At 37.6% G+C, this 16,069-nt stretch carries 18 protein-coding genes; 10 read left to right on the top strand and 8 right to left on the bottom strand.

The window, feature by feature from the left end; translation table 11 throughout:
* Positions 1 to 585: 585 nt before the first annotated feature.
* Positions 586 to 1,281: a VIT1/CCC1 transporter family protein gene (locus I1J71_RS08135; RefSeq protein WP_016465853.1), complete on the bottom strand. Its 696-nt coding sequence runs from the start codon at positions 1,279 to 1,281 to the stop codon at positions 586 to 588.
* Between the two features lie 191 nt (positions 1,282 to 1,472).
* Here I1J71_RS08135 and I1J71_RS08130 point away from each other — a divergent pair, with 191 nt between their 5' ends.
* A complete protein-coding gene (locus I1J71_RS08130) occupies positions 1,473 to 2,753 on the top strand; it encodes an O-acetylhomoserine aminocarboxypropyltransferase/cysteine synthase family protein (RefSeq protein ID WP_195184387.1) in 1,281 nt (426 codons plus the stop codon).
* Positions 2,754 to 2,816: 63 nt separating this feature from the next.
* Complete coding sequence (gene radC / locus I1J71_RS08125; RefSeq protein ID WP_195184386.1) at positions 2,817 to 3,497, top strand: RadC family protein; 681 nt, start codon at positions 2,817 to 2,819, stop codon at positions 3,495 to 3,497.
* A 24-nt stretch (positions 3,498 to 3,521) separates the two neighbouring features.
* Here radC and I1J71_RS08120 read toward each other — a convergent pair whose 3' ends face one another.
* The 7 genes from I1J71_RS08120 to I1J71_RS08090 all read right to left on the bottom strand — a co-directional run bounded on the left by I1J71_RS08120 (position 3,522) and on the right by I1J71_RS08090 (position 8,302).
* Positions 3,522 to 4,211 (bottom strand): gamma-glutamyl-gamma-aminobutyrate hydrolase family protein, encoded by a 690-nt coding sequence (locus tag I1J71_RS08120; RefSeq protein ID WP_195184385.1) that lies wholly within the window; start codon positions 4,209 to 4,211, stop codon positions 3,522 to 3,524.
* A 15-nt stretch (positions 4,212 to 4,226) separates the two neighbouring features.
* Positions 4,227 to 4,868: a redox-sensing transcriptional repressor Rex gene (locus tag I1J71_RS08115; protein WP_195184384.1), complete on the bottom strand. Its 642-nt coding sequence runs from the start codon at positions 4,866 to 4,868 to the stop codon at positions 4,227 to 4,229.
* An 82-nt stretch (positions 4,869 to 4,950) separates the two neighbouring features.
* Positions 4,951 to 5,166 carry a DUF4649 family protein gene (locus tag I1J71_RS08110; protein ID WP_006148519.1) on the bottom strand — a complete coding sequence of 72 codons (216 nt, stop codon included), beginning with the start codon at positions 5,164 to 5,166 and terminating at the stop codon, positions 4,951 to 4,953.
* Positions 5,167 to 5,175: 9 nt separating this feature from the next.
* Positions 5,176 to 5,523 carry a DUF1831 domain-containing protein gene (locus I1J71_RS08105; protein WP_004252935.1) on the bottom strand — a complete coding sequence of 116 codons (348 nt, stop codon included), beginning with the start codon at positions 5,521 to 5,523 and terminating at the stop codon, positions 5,176 to 5,178.
* Positions 5,524 to 5,528: 5 nt separating this feature from the next.
* On the bottom strand, positions 5,529 to 6,644 hold the full coding sequence (locus I1J71_RS08100; RefSeq protein ID WP_195184383.1) for a cysteine desulfurase family protein: 1,116 nt from the start codon (positions 6,642 to 6,644) through the stop codon (positions 5,529 to 5,531).
* A gap of 15 nt (positions 6,645 to 6,659) precedes the next feature.
* On the bottom strand, positions 6,660 to 7,610 hold the full coding sequence (locus I1J71_RS08095) for a ribose-phosphate diphosphokinase (RefSeq protein WP_195184382.1): 951 nt from the start codon (positions 7,608 to 7,610) through the stop codon (positions 6,660 to 6,662).
* Positions 7,611 to 7,732: 122 nt separating this feature from the next.
* Entirely contained in the window at positions 7,733 to 8,302 is a 570-nt protein-coding gene (locus tag I1J71_RS08090) for a CYTH domain-containing protein (RefSeq protein WP_195184381.1), read from the bottom strand.
* 133 nt (positions 8,303 to 8,435) lie between these two features.
* Here I1J71_RS08090 and I1J71_RS08085 point away from each other — a divergent pair, with 133 nt between their 5' ends.
* The 8 genes from I1J71_RS08085 (at position 8,436) to I1J71_RS08050 (ending at position 15,993) form a co-directional block, all read left to right on the top strand.
* Positions 8,436 to 9,107 carry a GTP pyrophosphokinase gene (locus I1J71_RS08085; protein ID WP_036754017.1) on the top strand — a complete coding sequence of 224 codons (672 nt, stop codon included), beginning with the start codon at positions 8,436 to 8,438 and terminating at the stop codon, positions 9,105 to 9,107.
* A complete protein-coding gene (locus I1J71_RS08080; protein ID WP_195184380.1) occupies positions 9,091 to 9,909 on the top strand; it encodes an NAD kinase in 819 nt (272 codons plus the stop codon). Before I1J71_RS08085 ends, I1J71_RS08080 begins: the two co-directional genes overlap by 17 nt.
* Positions 9,906 to 10,805 carry an RluA family pseudouridine synthase gene (locus I1J71_RS08075; protein ID WP_195184379.1) on the top strand — a complete coding sequence of 300 codons (900 nt, stop codon included), beginning with the start codon at positions 9,906 to 9,908 and terminating at the stop codon, positions 10,803 to 10,805. Before I1J71_RS08080 ends, I1J71_RS08075 begins: the two co-directional genes overlap by 4 nt.
* 15 nt (positions 10,806 to 10,820) lie before the next feature.
* A complete protein-coding gene (pta, locus tag I1J71_RS08070; RefSeq protein ID WP_195184378.1) occupies positions 10,821 to 11,795 on the top strand; it encodes a phosphate acetyltransferase in 975 nt (324 codons plus the stop codon).
* Between the two features lie 148 nt (positions 11,796 to 11,943).
* Positions 11,944 to 12,795, top strand: coding sequence for a ribosome biogenesis GTPase YlqF (ylqF, locus tag I1J71_RS08065; protein WP_195184377.1), 852 nt, complete (start codon positions 11,944 to 11,946; stop codon positions 12,793 to 12,795).
* Positions 12,782 to 13,561, top strand: a complete 780-nt coding sequence (locus tag I1J71_RS08060) for a ribonuclease HII (RefSeq protein ID WP_195184376.1) — start codon at positions 12,782 to 12,784, stop codon at positions 13,559 to 13,561. Before ylqF ends, I1J71_RS08060 begins: the two co-directional genes overlap by 14 nt.
* 15 nt (positions 13,562 to 13,576) lie before the next feature.
* Positions 13,577 to 15,127 (top strand): ClC family H(+)/Cl(-) exchange transporter, encoded by a 1,551-nt coding sequence (locus I1J71_RS08055; protein WP_195184375.1) that lies wholly within the window; start codon positions 13,577 to 13,579, stop codon positions 15,125 to 15,127.
* A 122-nt stretch (positions 15,128 to 15,249) separates the two neighbouring features.
* Positions 15,250 to 15,993: a CPBP family intramembrane glutamic endopeptidase gene (locus I1J71_RS08050; protein ID WP_195184374.1), complete on the top strand. Its 744-nt coding sequence runs from the start codon at positions 15,250 to 15,252 to the stop codon at positions 15,991 to 15,993.
* The last annotated feature ends 76 nt before the right edge of the window (positions 15,994 to 16,069 follow it).

Genomic DNA, 16,069 nt, shown 5'->3' with positions numbered 1-16,069 from the left:
CGATTTATTTGCCTGTTTTGATAGAAAAAAGTCAATTTTTAATTCTAATATCTTATCTTGATAATCGCGCTTTTTAGTTGATAAAACTTACAAATAGTCCTGAAGAAGACAATGACATTCATTTTACTTATTTGCATCGTGTGTATACAAAGTTAGGTCCATCGCATCATCAATTTATGTTTATCAATAATTGAGCAGTTGTTGCATCATTTGATTTTTCAGAGGACCAGTGCAGTTTTTTCTTACAGAATACCTTTCTCATGCCATGGTTTATAATTAATACTCTTCGAAAATCAAATTCAAACTGCTTTAGCGTCGCCTTGATGTACTCAAGTACAGCCTGTGGCTAATTTCCTAGTTTGCTATTTGATTTTCATTGAGTATTAGAGGCAAATAGGCCATTTAAACAGAGTTAGGATTCACCTTCACGACTATAAATCTAGCAAAATTGGCCAGTAGTTTAGACTCTAAAAGGCTACTATTCAAAAACCACACAGTATTTCTTTCGGCTTGATGCTATTCAAGCTTGAAATCACTGTGTGGTTTTATTTTTAATCTAGTTTTTGCTCAGCATCAATTTTTATCTTAAATACTAAACAACTGACCCAATAGATAGGTCACTCCCATGGTTAAAAGACCGATACAAAGGTTACGAATCATAGCTGTTTTAGTTGGGGCTTTCCCAAGTTTGGCACTGGTATAACCTGTAATCAATAGAGAAATCGCAACGATAAAAACAGTAGCAGGGATTCGATAGTCACTTGGAAAGATGGTAATGGAAAGCATTGGTGGTAAACTACCAAGAACAAAAGCGATGAAGCTAGATGCTGCAGCATGCCAAGGATTGGTAAACTCTTCATACTCAATTCCGTATTTTTCTTCAACTAAAGCTTTAAGTGGATTTTTAAGAAAAGCTTTATTGACTAATAGTTGTGCTGAAGTTTCACACTCACCATTTTGAAGATAAGCAGCATAGAGAGATTTCTTTGCAGCCTCAATATCCTTATCCAAAAGTAATTGCTCACGGGCTACAGCGGCTTCTTCAGTGTCTTTTTGAGTGGATACTGAAACATATTCACCTCCAGCCATAGAGAAGGCACCCGCTAAGATGGCAGCCAAACCTGAAAGAAAGATTATCCAGATATTACTGGTTGCACTGGCAACCCCGATAACAACTCCAGCGATGGAAATGATCCCGTCATTGGCTCCGAGCACACCAGCACGCAAAATGTTTAAACGACCAGCGAAGTTTGAATCAATTTCATGAGTAATTTCTGACATAGTTTTCTCCTTTTTATCCATTATAAAGTATGGGAGAAGCGAAAACAAACTTTTTAAACTATCTGAAAAAAGTTCTACAATTTTAATAATAGCCATAGCTATTGCTTATGCCAATATATAACAAAGTTGTATTTGTAACTGACTGTCATAGATGATACAATTAATTTGATGAAATCTTTGGAGGTCTGATGATGACTCGTGAATTTAAATTTGAAACCCTACAATTGCATGCAGGACAAGTGGTAGACGCTACTACCAAGTCTCGTGCTGTCCCTATTTATCAAACAACATCTTTTGTGTTTGAAGATACACAAGAGGGTGCAGAACTTTTTGCTCTTCAAAAGGCTGGTAATATTTATACTCGTATTACCAATCCTACAACTTCAGCCTTTGAAGAGCGTATCGCAGCTCTTGAAGGTGGTGTAGGTGCACTTGCAACTGCGTCAGGTATGGCAGCTATTACCTACACAATTTTAGCTCTAGCCCACGCAGGAGACCACGTCGTTGCAGCATCAACCATCTATGGTGGTACCTTTAACCTCTTGAAAGAAACACTTCCTCGTTATGGAATCACCACAACTTTTGTTGATATTGATAATCTAGAAGAAGTAGAAGCAGCGATTAAAGACAATACAAAACTTGTATTGATTGAAACCTTGGGAAATCCTGTTATCAACATTCCTGATATCGAAAAAATCGCTGAAATTGCTCATAAACACCAGATTCCTTTGGTTGCAGACAATACTTTTGCAACACCATATCTTATCAATGTCTTTTCACACGGTGTTGACATTGCAGTTCATTCAGCAACTAAGTTTATCGGTGGTCATGGGACAACTATTGGTGGTGTCATCGTTGATAGCGGTAAATTTGACTGGGCTGCTTCAGGGAAATTCCCTCAATTAGTCGATGAGGACCCAAGCTACCACAATATCAGTTATACCCGTGATGTTGGTGCTGCAGCCTTTATCGTTGTTGCTCGCGTGCAATTGCTTCGCGATATGGGAGCTGCGCTATCACCATTTAACTCATTCTTGCTCTTACAAGGTCTTGAAACTCTTTCTCTTCGTGTTGAACGCCATGTTCAAAATGCTGAGAAAATCGTAGATTTCCTTGTGAACCATCCAAAGGTTGAAAAGGTCAACTATCCGAAACTTCCAGATAGTCCTTACCATACCTTGGCTGAAAAATACCTACCAAAAGGTGTTGGCTCAATCTTTACTTTCCACGTTAAAGGTGGAGAAGCAGAAGCACGTAAAGTGATTGACAACTTGGAAATCTTTTCGAACTTAGCCAATGTAGCAGACGCTAAATCATTAGTAGTTCACCCCGCAACTACAACACATGCTCAGTTGTCTGACTCAGATCTAGAAGCAGCAGGAGTAACTAAAAATCAAATCCGTCTTTCAATCGGTCTTGAAAATGTCGATGATTTGATTGAAGATTTGCGACTTGCGCTTGAAAAAATCTAAAAATAACTGGTTTTTATCGAATTAAGGATCCTTCTCACGAATAATAAAGTGAGGAGGATTTTTATGTATAGTATTTCATTTCAAGAAGATTCACTCTTACCGAGAGAAAGATTAGTAAGAGAGGGAGTAGAAGCACTCAGCAATCAAGAATTACTGGCAATATTACTAAGGACAGGAACGAAACAGGCCAATGTCTTTGAAATAGCACAGAAGGTTTTAAATAACCTAACTTGCCTAACAGATTTAAAAAAAATGAGCCTACAGGAATTGCAGACTCTATCAGGTATTGGACGTGTTAAGGCAATTGAACTACAAGCTGTGATAGAGCTAGGCTATCGCATTCATAAACGCGAAACAGTGGAAATGGAGAGTATCCTTAGTAGTCGAAAGTTAGCTAAAAAGATGCAAGCTGAGCTTGGAGATAAAAAACAAGAGCACCTAGTGGCGCTCTATCTGAATACTCAAAATCAAATTATTCATCAGCAGACTATTTTTATCGGGTCTGCCACGAGAAGCATTGCTGAACCAAGGGAAATTCTCCACTTTGCCATAAAGCACATGGCAACATCTGTGATTCTGGTTCACAATCATCCATCAGGAGCAGTAGTTCCTAGTCCTAATGATGACCATGTAACAAAACTTGTTAAAGAAGCATGCGACTTAATGGGATTGGTCTTATTGGATCATCTTATCGTCTCACATTCGGATTATTTTAGTTACCGTGAGAAGACGGATATGATATAAAAAAACCTGCATCATATACAGGTTTTACAATTCATTGACAACATAGTCAAAAAGCGTTTTATCTTTGGGGCGATTTTCAAAGAGAAATTCTGGATGCCATTGAACACCGAGATAAGGGAAACCATCCGTAGTTGTTACAGCCTCGATAATACCATCTTTAGGGTCAAGTGCTACAACCTTTAGATTCGGAGCTAAATCTTTAATGCTCTGATGATGGAAAGAGTTGATATGGGAGATTTCCCCATAGATTTCTCGAAGAATAGTATCTGGCTCAGTAACAAGTCTCTGAGTTGTATACTCAGCAGAAGTGTCCTGCCAATGATGTTCGATATCTTGATAAAGAGTTCCACCCATGGCAATATTAAAGAGCTGGGTACCACGACAGACAGAAAAAATTGGTTTTTTCTGTCTAATAGCTTCTTTGATAAGTGCTAGTTCAAAAATATCCCTTTGAAGGTGGTAGTCGTCGCTATCAATAGCTTTTGACTCACCATAATATTTAGGATCAACATTTTGCCCACCAGTTAAAATAAGCTTATCAATTAAACTAATGTAGTAACTGGCCATTTCTTCATCACCGATCGGTAGGATAATGGGGATACCTCCAGCTTCCTTAACCCCTTCAACAAAGCCTTTGGCCGCATAACTCATCATAAGCTCATCATCTGGATGAACTTTTTCATTTCCTGTAATCCCAATAACTGGTTTATTCATAAATACTTACGCTTTCTAATCCTCTTTACGCATGAAATAGAGGAGAGTTTGAAGTTCGCTTGTAAGATCGACATACTGAACAACTACGTCTTTAGGAAGATGTAGGTGAACAGGTGAAAAACTGAGAATACCTTTGATACCAGCATCGACCAAAAGTTCAGCAACCTCTTGTGATTTAACACTAGGGACAGTAAGAATAGCTGTTTTCACATCACTATCCTTAATTTTTTCATTAATTTGAGAGATTCCATAGATTGGAACACCATCAGGAGTTCGAGTGCCGACCTCTGGATGATCATCTAGATCAAATGCCATAATGATTTTCATCTTGTTGCGCTCATGAAAACGATAGTGGAGAAGGGCATGCCCCATATTTCCAATACCCACAAGCATAACATTAGTAATAGAATTATCATTTAAAAGATCAGCGAAAAAGTTCATGAGCTTTTTGACATCATAGCCAAAGCCACGTCTTCCAAGTTCGCCAAAGTAAGAGAAGTCACGACGAACCGTCGCAGAATCAATTCCAATTGCCTCTGCAATTTGTTTGGAATTAGCTCTTTCAATTTTCTCAGCATTAAATCTTTTAAAAATACGATAGTAGAGAGAAAGTCTCTTTGCTGTTGCTTTAGGAATAGCGGACTGTTTTTCTTTCACAAAATCACAACCTTTCTATCTACTATTTTATAGAAAGCTTGTGAAAATTGCAACAATAACGAAAAAAAACTAAGAAAAAATCTTAGTTTATCTTCGTTTCGTGGTAAGTCCTTAAAAAGCGGTAGAGGTCACCTAGAAGTCCTTGATAGATTTCAACTCCATCATGTGTTAATGAAGTAATATGAGTAGTATCAGGGAGAGTTACACAACCCGATAGAGAGAGCATAAGGGCTTCATAGTCTTCATATTCTTGCACACGCTCTACTTGATAGGAGTCCTTGTAAGTTAATCGAAACATAATGACCTTCTATCTTTCGCTTTTTGTAAATACGCCACGTTCAACCAGGCTATCCATCAAAAAGTAGAATTTCTCTTGGTGGATATGAGTTTCTTCTGATTTGAAGATATCAACTAAACGTAGACCAAATTTATCAGTGATATTGATTTTTACACCAGTTAAGTCTTTGTTGATGATAATCTTAAGTTGGAATCCTTCTCCGCTATTTGGAACTTTTTCAAGTAGACGCGTTAATTCATAGTTCCCAACTTTAGTTTCAAAAAAAGTATTATCTTTAAGCGTAAATTTTTTAACAGTTGGACTAAGTGTGTATTCGTAACGACAATTTTTAAGTTTAATCGTTTGTTCAAATGCCATTAAGTTTATCCTCCGATGATATTTTTAAGAGTTTTAGCAAGAGTTATCATTTCTTGTTCTGTATTTTGAGGTGAAATGCTGACGCGTACAGACTCGTGTAAGCGAGGAGAGTCTTCTCCGTAGAAGGCTTGAAGAACATGACTGACCTGAACAACACCAGCTGTACAAGCAGAACCTGTTGAAACAGAAATACCTTCAAGGTCTAAACGAAGTAGTAGTAGATCGTTGCGTTGTCCCGGGAATCCGATATTTAGGACATAAGGGAGTTGCTCTTTACCTTGATTGAGATAATAGGTTGCTCCAGCCATTTCAGTCAGAAAAACTTCCTGTAGTTTTTGAACTTTACTAAAGTTAATCTCTAGATGATTGATATCATCCTTAAGAGCTGCAACCATACCTATAATTGCAGGAAGATTTTCTGTACCTGCTCTTTTTTTCTGTTCTTGATCTCCACCGTGTAGGTAAGGATCAAAATCTGTAGATGCAGCGTATAGGAAACCGATACCCTTTGGCCCGTGAAATTTATGAGCAGAAGCACTGAGGAAATCTATTCCTAGTTCTTCAGGAAGAATTTCTAGCTTTCCGACAGCTTGAACAGCATCTACATGATAAGCTGCTGAATGTCCTTTTAAAATCTGACCAATTTCAGCGATTGGTAAAAGAGTACCTGTTTCATTATTAACATACATAGTTGAAACGAGAATAGTATCTTCACGCAGTGCATTTTTTACTTGATCTGCAGTGATTTCTAGATTGTCGGGTTTTAAAATAGTCACTTCAAACCCAAAATTTTCCACCAAATATTCAATTGGTTCAAGCACAGCGTGATGCTCGATAGCAGTAGTAATAATGTGTTTTCCGCGATTTTGATGACGAAGACAGTAGCCGATAATAGCTGTATTATTACTTTCTGTACCACCAGAAGTGAAGAAAATGTGTTGGGGCTTTGTACCTAGTATACCTGCTAACTCTTGACGGGCTTCACGTAATAATTTTCCTGCTTGACGCCCATGACCATGAATACTAGAAGGATTGCCATAAGTCTCCTGCATGACTTGAGTCATTGCTGAGATAGCTGCAGATGACATGGGTGTCGTAGCAGCATTATCTAAATAAATCAAAAACTCACCTAATTTCTATTTAAATTTAAATAGTGGACTAACTGGTTTTCTTTCATGAATACGAACCATGGCATCACCAATCAGTTCGCTTGCAGTGATGTATTGAACGTTTTGAGGTTTTTTACTTTCTGTTGATACAGAATCTGTAACCAGAATTTCCTTGATATTAGCAGCATCCAACAACTCCGCAGCACCGTTAACGAACAGGCCATGACTAGATACTGCGTAAATTTCTGTTGCTCCATCACGTTCTAAAATTTTAGCAGCTTCAGAGAAAGTGCGACCAGTGTTAAGAATGTCATCGATCAGGATTGCTTTCTTACCTTCAACATCACCGATAATGTAACCTTGGCGACGTTCAGAATCATCTTGTGCATAATCAATAATTGCAATCGGAGCATCCAAATATTCTGCTAGACTACGAGCACGTTTTACTCCAGAGTTTTTAGGACTAACAACAACCACATCTGAACCAGTCAGACCTTTATCGCAGTAGTGTTTCGCAAAAAGTGGAATAGTGTAGAGGTTATCTACAGGAATATCAAAGAAACCTTGAACCTGCACAGCATGAAGATCAAGAGTCAGTACGCGACTAACTCCAGCTTTTACCAACATATTAGCAACAAGTTTAGCTGTAAGAGGCTCGCGAGAAGAAGCGATACGGTCTTGACGTGCATAACCAAAATAAGGCATAACAACATTTATTGTGTTTGCACTAGCGCGAACACAAGCGTCAACCGTGATTAAAAGTTCCATTAAATGATTGCTAACGGGATAAGAAGTAGACTGAATAATGTAAACATCATATCCACGTACACTTTCTTCAATGTTAACTTGGATTTCGCCATCAGAGAACTGACGAGAAGATACTTTTCCAAGTGGAACACCAGCAGCATCTGCAATCTTTTGAGCAATTTCATGATTGGATGAAAGTGAAAAAAGCTTCATATTTTTTGTATCTGACATTGATAAACCGTCCTCTATAAACTATGTGAATCAGCGAAAAAATAAATTTTAAGGAAAGTGTTTTCCTTCGCAGATTCAATTATTTTTTATCTCTTCTATTTTATCAAAAAAAGAAGATTATTTCAGTAATTTTTCATATTTTCTATAAATCTCACTAATTTTGAAGGAGCCTTCTTATATTGGATTTCATTCGCACATAAAAACTCTTGAAAATCAAGGTTACCTTGGTCGCTGTTTTCTACTTCCAGTTCAAGTTCATAATCAACAATATCGAAGTAATGGTTTTGATCAAGGGCCATGAGTCCAATAGCTGTTTCTTTTTCGTAGCGAACAGTCGTTAAACAACCCAAAACAGCCCAACCATTTGGTGAGAGTCCTCGACTTTTTAGTTCTTCCATAATCATCCCCTGAGGGAGTTTACATTCTTCGAGACAATCGTTAGCTTCCTCAAGAGTAAGCGCTTGGTTGTATTCCATATTTCCAACCTCTTGAGGGATTTTAATGGTCAATTCAGCGCTTGTATCGAAGGTACGAATGCGCATAGCGATTTTATGTTGGCGAAGATAAAAATCAGGTGTGTCCAGGTAGTAATTTTTTTGTGTAATTGGTGTGACTTCTAAAAATTGAGCTTGCAATCGGTTATATTCTTCTTCACTGAGAAGTGTTTTCATTTCAATTTCTAAATGTTTCATTTTTTCAACCTTTTCTTTATATTTGAAAGCGATTTATGGTATAATAAGCATTGTATTTATTGTATATGATTTTCATGAGAAAATCAAAAACTAGATGAATGAAACTGCTTAAAGAATTGGATGTAATAGTTATATGATTACAGAATGGGAAGAATTTTTAGATCCTTACATTCAAGCTGTCGGAGAGCTAAAAATAAAACTCCGAGGAATTCGAAAACAATATAGAAAACAAAACCGCCATTCTCCCATTGAGTTTGTCACAGGTCGGGTGAAACCGATTGAAAGTATCAAAGAAAAAATGGCACGCCGGGGTATTGGCTACGATACACTCGAACAAGATTTGCAAGATATTGCAGGTTTACGTGTCATGGTTCAATTTGTAGACGACGTAAACGAGGTTGTTTCTATTCTTCGTAAAAGACAGGATATGAGAGTTGTTCAAGAACGTGATTATATTACTCATCGAAAGGCATCGGGTTATCGTTCTTACCATGTGATTATTGAGTATACGGTTGATACCATTTACGGTGCAAAAACCATTCTAGTTGAGATTCAAATTCGTACCTTGGCTATGAACTTTTGGGCTACAATCGAGCATTCTCTCAATTATAAATATCAAGGAGATTTCCCGGAAGAAATCAAAGAAAGGCTTGAGATTACCGCTAGAATTTCTCATCAGCTAGACGAAGAAATGAGTAAGATACGTGCTGATATCCAGGAAGCGCAAGCACTCTTTGATCCTTTGCACAGAAAATTAAATGACGGGGTAGGAAACAGTGACGATACCGATGAAGAATACAGGTAAACGAATTGACCTAATTGCCAACCGTAAACCTCAGAGTCAAAAGGTTCTTTTTGAATTAAAAGATCGCTTAAAAAAGAATAATTTTATCCTGAATGATAAGAATCCAGACATCGTTATCTCTATTGGTGGAGATGGCATGTTACTGTCTGCATTTCATAAATATGAGAACCAACTCGATAAGGTTCGTTTTGTTGGGGTGCATACTGGTCACTTGGGTTTTTATACGGATTATCGTGATTTTGAGTTGGATCAATTAGTCACAAATTTACAGTTGGATAATGGAGCTCGAGTTTCTTATCCACTCTTAAGTGTTAAAATCTTTCTTGAAAATGGTGAAGTCAAATCTTTCCGAGCGCTAAATGAAGCTAGCATTCGTCGAGCGGATCGAACTATGGTTGCTGATGTCATTATTAACCATGTTCCCTTCGAACGTTTTCGTGGTGATGGCCTAACAGTTTCAACACCGACTGGAAGTACTGCTTATAATAAATCACTTGGTGGAGCAGTACTGCACCCGACCATAGAGGCCCTACAATTGGCCGAAATTGCTAGTTTGAACAATAGAATCTACCGCACACTTGGTTCATCAATTATTGTTCCTAAAAAAGACAAGATAGAACTAATACCGACTCGAAATGACTATCACACAATCTCAATCGATAATAGTATTTATTCTTTCCGAAATATTGAGAAAATAGAGTATCAGATTGATCACCACAAGATTCATTTTGTAGCCACGCCAAGCCACACCAGTTTTTGGAATCGTGTCAAAGATGCCTTTATTGGTGAGGTGGACGAATGAGGTTTCAGTTTATTGCCGACGAACATGTCAAGGTCAAAACCTTTCTGAAAAAACATGAAGTTTCAAAAGGGTTACTTGCCAAGATTAAGTTTCGAGGTGGTGATATTCGAGTAAACGGGCATCCGCAGAATGCAACCTATCTCTTAGATATCGGAGATGAAGTCGTCATTGATATTCCGCCAGAGGAAGGATTCGAGACACTTGAAGCAATTGATTATCCTCTAGATATTCTATTTGAAGATTATCATTTCTTGATTATCAACAAACCCTTTGGAGTCGCTTCAATCCCTAGTGTCAATCATTCCAATACCATTGCCAACTTTATCAAAGGTTACTATGTAAAACAAAACTATGAGAATCAGCAGGTTCATATTGTGACTCGGCTTGATAGAGATACCTCTGGATTGATGCTTTTTGCTAAACACGGCTATGCGCATGCCAGATTAGATAAACAGTTGCAAAAAAAGGCTATTGAAAAGCGTTATTATGCCTTAATCAAGGGAGATGGTCATCTGGAACCTCAGGGAGAAATCATAGCTCCGATAGCCCGAGATGAAGATTCTATTATCACTCGACGAGTAGCAAAGGGTGGAAAATATGCCCATACGTCCTATCAAATCGTGGCATCTTATGGGAATATTCACTTAGTTGATATTCGTCTCCACACCGGAAGAACCCACCAAATTCGGGTTCATTTCTCGCATATTGGATTTCCATTACTCGGAGATGATCTTTATGGGGGAAGCTTAGAACATGGCATCCAACGCCAGGCTCTACATTGTCATTATTTATCGTTCTATCATCCTTTCTTAGAAGAGCAGTTAGAGCTAGAATGCCCGCTGCCGGATGATTTCGACACACTTATTACACAGTTATCAAATAATAATTTATCTTAAAAGGAGTCAAAACTCATGGAAGTTTTTGAAAGTTTGAAAGCCAACCTAGTTGGTAAAAATGCACGCATCGTTCTACCTGAAGGTGAAGAACCACGTATCCTACAAGCAACGAAGCGTTTGGTTAAAGAAACAGAAGTTATCCCTGTACTCCTAGGAAACCCTGATAAGATTAAAATCTATCTCGAAATCGAAGGAATTACAGAGGGTTACGAAGTCATTGATCCAGAACATTACCCTCAATTTGAAGATATGGTAGCTTCACTTGTTGAACGTCGTAAAGGAAAAATGACAGAAGAAGAAGCGAGAGAAGTACTCATCAACGATGTTAACTACTTTGGTGTTATGTTAGTTTATATGGGCTTGGTTGATGGTATGGTTTCAGGAGCTATTCACTCTACAGCTTCAACAGTTCGTCCAGCTCTTCAAATCATTAAGACTCGTCCTAATGTGAGCCGTACATCAGGTGCCTTCCTCATGGTCCGTGGTAGTGAACGTTACTTGTTTGGTGACTGTGCTATCAACATTAACCCAGATGCTGAAGCCCTAGCTGAAATTGCGATTAACTCAGCTATCACTGCAAAAATGTTTGGTATCGAACCTAAGATTGCTATGCTTAGCTATTCAACTAAAGGCTCAGGTTTTGGCGAAAGTGTTGATAAGGTAGTGGAAGCTACTAAAATCGCACACGACTTGCGTCCTGACCTTGAAATTGATGGTGAGTTGCAATTTGATGCAGCTTTTGTTCCCGAAACTGCAGCTCTTAAAGCTCCTGGAAGCAACGTAGCTGGACAAGCTAATGTCTTCATCTTCCCTGGTATTGAAGCAGGTAACATTGGTTACAAGATGGCAGAACGTCTAGGTGGATTTGCTGCAGTTGGACCAGTTTTGCAAGGTCTTAACAAACCAGTAAATGACCTTTCACGTGGATGTAACTCTGACGATGTTTACAAACTAACTCTAATTACAGCAGCGCAAGCTGTTCAACAATAAGAATGTTATCCCTCTTTCCCACATGGTAAAGGGGGATTTCCCTTTTTTAAAGACATCATTCATCTGCAAAATTAGCCAAAATATGGTAAAATAGTCAGTAATCATCTATGTTTTATAGAATAAGTTTGTATGAAGAAAAGGAAATAAAATGGCAACTATTCAATGGTTTCCTGGGCATATGTCCAAAGCACGACGTCAGGTCCAGGAAAATTTAAAATTTGTTGATTTTGTGACAGTTTTAGTAGATGCACGTTTGCCCTTGTCTAGCCAAAATCCGATGCTGACTAAAATCATCGGGGACAAACCAAGGCTATTGATTCTAAACAAAGCAGACCTTGCAGACCCAGCATTAACAAAAGAGTGGTGTCAGCACTTTGAATCACAAGGAATTCAAACACTTGCTATCAACTCTAAGGAACAAATAACAGTAAAAGTAGTAACGGATGCTGCTAAGAAACTCATGGCAGACAAGATTGCTCGTCAAAAAGAACGTGGTATTCAAATCGAAACCTTGCGTACCATGATTATCGGGATTCCAAACGCTGGTAAATCGACTCTGATGAACCGTTTAGCTGGTAAGAAAATTGCTGTAGTTGGTAATAAACCTGGTGTGACAAAAGGTCAACAATGGCTTAAAACCAATAAGGATCTTGAAATCTTGGATACTCCAGGGATTCTTTGGCCAAAATTTGAAGATGAAACTGTTGCTCTTAAACTTGCACTCACTGGAGCAATCAAGGATCAGTTGCTTCCAATGGATGAGGTAACGATTTTCGGCCTCAATTACTTTAAAACGCATTATCCTGAAAAGCTTCAAGAACGTTTCAAACAAATGAATTTGGACGATGAGGCTCCAGAAATTATCATGGATATGACGCGTATCCTTGGTTTCCGTGATGATTACGATCGTTTTTACAATCTCTTTGTTAAAGAAGTTCGTGATGGAAAACTTGGTAACTATACCTTAGATACATTGGATGATCTCAATGGCAACGATTAAAGAAATAAAGGAAGAATTAGCAAAGATAAGAGAACTTGAAAGTCCCTTTTTTAAGGAATTTGAAAAAGATTCTCGTTCAGGTGTCCAAAAGGAAATTGAAAAGCGTAAAAAGGCCATCCAAACAGAAATAGATGAAAATCTTCGCTTAGAAGCTATGCTTAGCTATGAAAAAGAGCTTTACATTCAAGGGATTAACCTAATTGCAGGTGTAGATGAGGTTGGACGTGGTCCGCTAGCTGGTCCAGTAGTGGCTGCTGCAGTGATTTTACCTCAAAATTGTAAAATTAAAGGTTTAAATGACAGCAAAAAAATTCCTAAGAAAAAACACGAGGAGATTTTTCAGGCGGTCAAAGAGAATGCCCTAGCAATCGGTATCGGGATTATGGACAATCAAGTCATTGATAAAGTCAATATCTACGAAGCGACGAAACTAGCCATGAAAGAAGCTATTTATCAGCTTGATCCTCAACCAAAGCACCTCTTGATTGATGCTATGAAATTGGACTTGCCAATCACTCAGACATCCATCATCAAAGGAGATGCCAACTCCTTATCTATTGCAGCAGCATCGATTATAGCTAAAGTTACCAGAGATAAGATCATGGCTAACTATGACCAAGAATTTCCAGGCTATGATTTTGCTCAAAATGCTGGCTATGGAACTGCTAAGCATCTAGTAGGAATTGAAAAGCACGGTGTCACACCTATTCATCGCACCAGTTTTGAACCGATTAAAACGATCGTTTCAGAAACTAGTAAAAGATAATTAAAGGAGAGAATTATGGAGGAACAATCGGAAATACTTAGTTCCAAGAAAGAATTTGCCTTCGCGTCCAGTACAATCTTAGCTCAAGTAGGGCGAGGTATTATTGTCGGATTAGTTGTAGGAATTATTGTCGGATCATTTCGATTTTTGATTGAAAAAGGCTTTCATATCGTTCAAGGATTTTATCAAGACCAAGAGAATCTGATACGGAATCTATTGATTATTTTATTGTTTTATATCCTCATTTGCTTACTTAGTGCCAAATTAACACGTTCAGAAAAAGATATTAAAGGTTCTGGTATTCCTCAAGTTGAAGCGGAGTTAAAAGGTCTCATGTCTCTCAATTGGTGGAGTGTCCTCTGGAAGAAATACATTCTAGGTATCTTGGCAATTGCGAGTGGGCTCATGCTTGGTCGTGAAGGGCCCAGTATTCAGCTAGGTGCCGCTGGAGGAAAAGGAATTGCCAAATGGCTCAAGTCTAGCCCTGTTGAGGAGCGTTCTTTGATTGCTAGCGGAGCTGCGGCTGGTCTTGCTGCAGCCTTTAATGCACCGATTGCGGGGTTATTATTTGTAGTAGAAGAAGTCTATCACCATTTTTCACGATTCTTCTGGGTTTCTACCTTGGCTGCTAGTCTAGTAGCAAACTTTGTTTCCCTTCTCATCTTTGGCTTAACACCCGTTCTGGATATGCCAGATAATATCCCTCTCATGAGTTTGAGTCAGTATTGGATTTATCTGCTTATGGGGATTTTTCTTGGTTTTTCAGGTTTTCTTTATGAGAAAGCGGTTCTGAATGTCGGCAAAGTTTATGATTGGATTGGGAAAAAGGTTCACATTGACAAAGCTTATCATCCAATTTTTGCTTTTATCCTGATTATTCCTGTGGGAATATTCCTACCTCAAATACTTGGTGGGGGCAATCAGGTTGTCTTATCCTTAACAGAACAAGATTATAGTTTCCAAATTCTCTTCCTTTACTTCATCATTCGTTTTATCTGGAGTATGATTAGTTACGGAAGTGGACTACCAGGTGGTATTTTCTTACCAATTTTAGCTTTAGGCTCTTTACTGGGTGCTTTAGTAGGTGTTATTTGTGTCAATCTTGGCCTTGCTAGCCAACAGCAATTTCCTATCTTTGTGATTCTTGGAATGAGTGGGTATTTTGGTGCTATCTCAAAAGCACCTTTGACAGCTATGATACTTGTAACTGAAATGGTTGGTGACATCCGAAATCTTATGCCTTTAGGCATGGTGACTTTAGTTGCCTATATTGTCATGGATATGCTCAAAGGAGCACCTGTTTACGAAGCCATGCTTGAGAAAATGTTACCTGAATCAGCAACTGATGATGGTGAAGTTACTCTAATTGAAATTCCAGTTTCAGATAAAATAGCTGGTAAACAAGTACATGAACTCAATTTACCTCATAATGTGCTCATCACAACCCAAGTACATAATGGGAAAAGTAAGACAGTTAATGGATCTACAAGGATGTATCTAGGTGATATGATTCATCTCGTGATTCCAAAAAGTGAGATAGGAAAAGTGAAAGATTTACTACTATAAAAACATAATTTAAGTTATGTAAATTTAGGAGTAAAAAGATTATAAATATATTTATTACATAATTTTATTTATGCACAAAATGTAACTCTTTTGACTGTTTTTTATAACCAAAGGGAGATGATATGAGTAGAAATAAAGCTCTTGCAGTTTATTTACTTGGGACTTTTAGTCAATTATTGTTAGTTTGTTTAGTTGTATTTTTCTGCAATCATTATGGCGTTCATTCTGTTCTAGTAAATATTTTCGGAGTAATGATTGGTGGAATCTCTACAGCCTTATGGGGTAGCATTGTTGCCATTTGCTATTATGAGATTGACTTAAAGAAAATAATAAAAGATTTTTTTAACATTCAGACCAGTTACAAACATTATTTATTAGCATTTTTTCTTATTATTCTTGATTTCTCTTTTCTATTTTTTGGGGGGAAAATCGTACAATTTATCTGGTATCTTCCTTTTCTGATGTTTTTCAAGTTTATTGTATTTGGCGGTTTGGAGGAAATTGGTTGGAGATATGTATTTCAGCCACTTTTACAAGAAAAGTTCCACTATTTTCAAGCGACAATTTTAACATTTATCATATGGTCAATTTGGCATTTATTGTTCTTTTATATAGATGGTTCTATAGCCATCCTTCAAATAGTACCTTTTTTATTTGGGTTGCTGACAAATTCGTTTATTCTTTCAGCTCTTTATTTAAAAACAAAAAATCTCTGGATTTGTGTGATGACACATTCAATGATTAATGTATTTTCTCAATTGACTATGAGTGACGACCATTACGGAATGTATCTAATCAGAATTATTGTTATTGTTGCATCGTGTTATCTAGTAATGACTAGCAAAGTTAAGTATAAAACTTATTAAATCGTATTTAGAATAATTTTGAACATTTAATAGAGAGTTAAAAATCCAAATCAGTTTGTTGATTTGGATTTTATTG

The sequence above is a fragment of the Streptococcus infantis genome (genome assembly GCF_015546995.1).
Classification (GTDB): Bacteria; Bacillota; Bacilli; order Lactobacillales; family Streptococcaceae; genus Streptococcus; species Streptococcus infantis_J.
The sequence above is the reverse complement of the archived record's forward strand: the minus strand, read 5'-3'. Positions and strand labels throughout refer to the sequence as shown.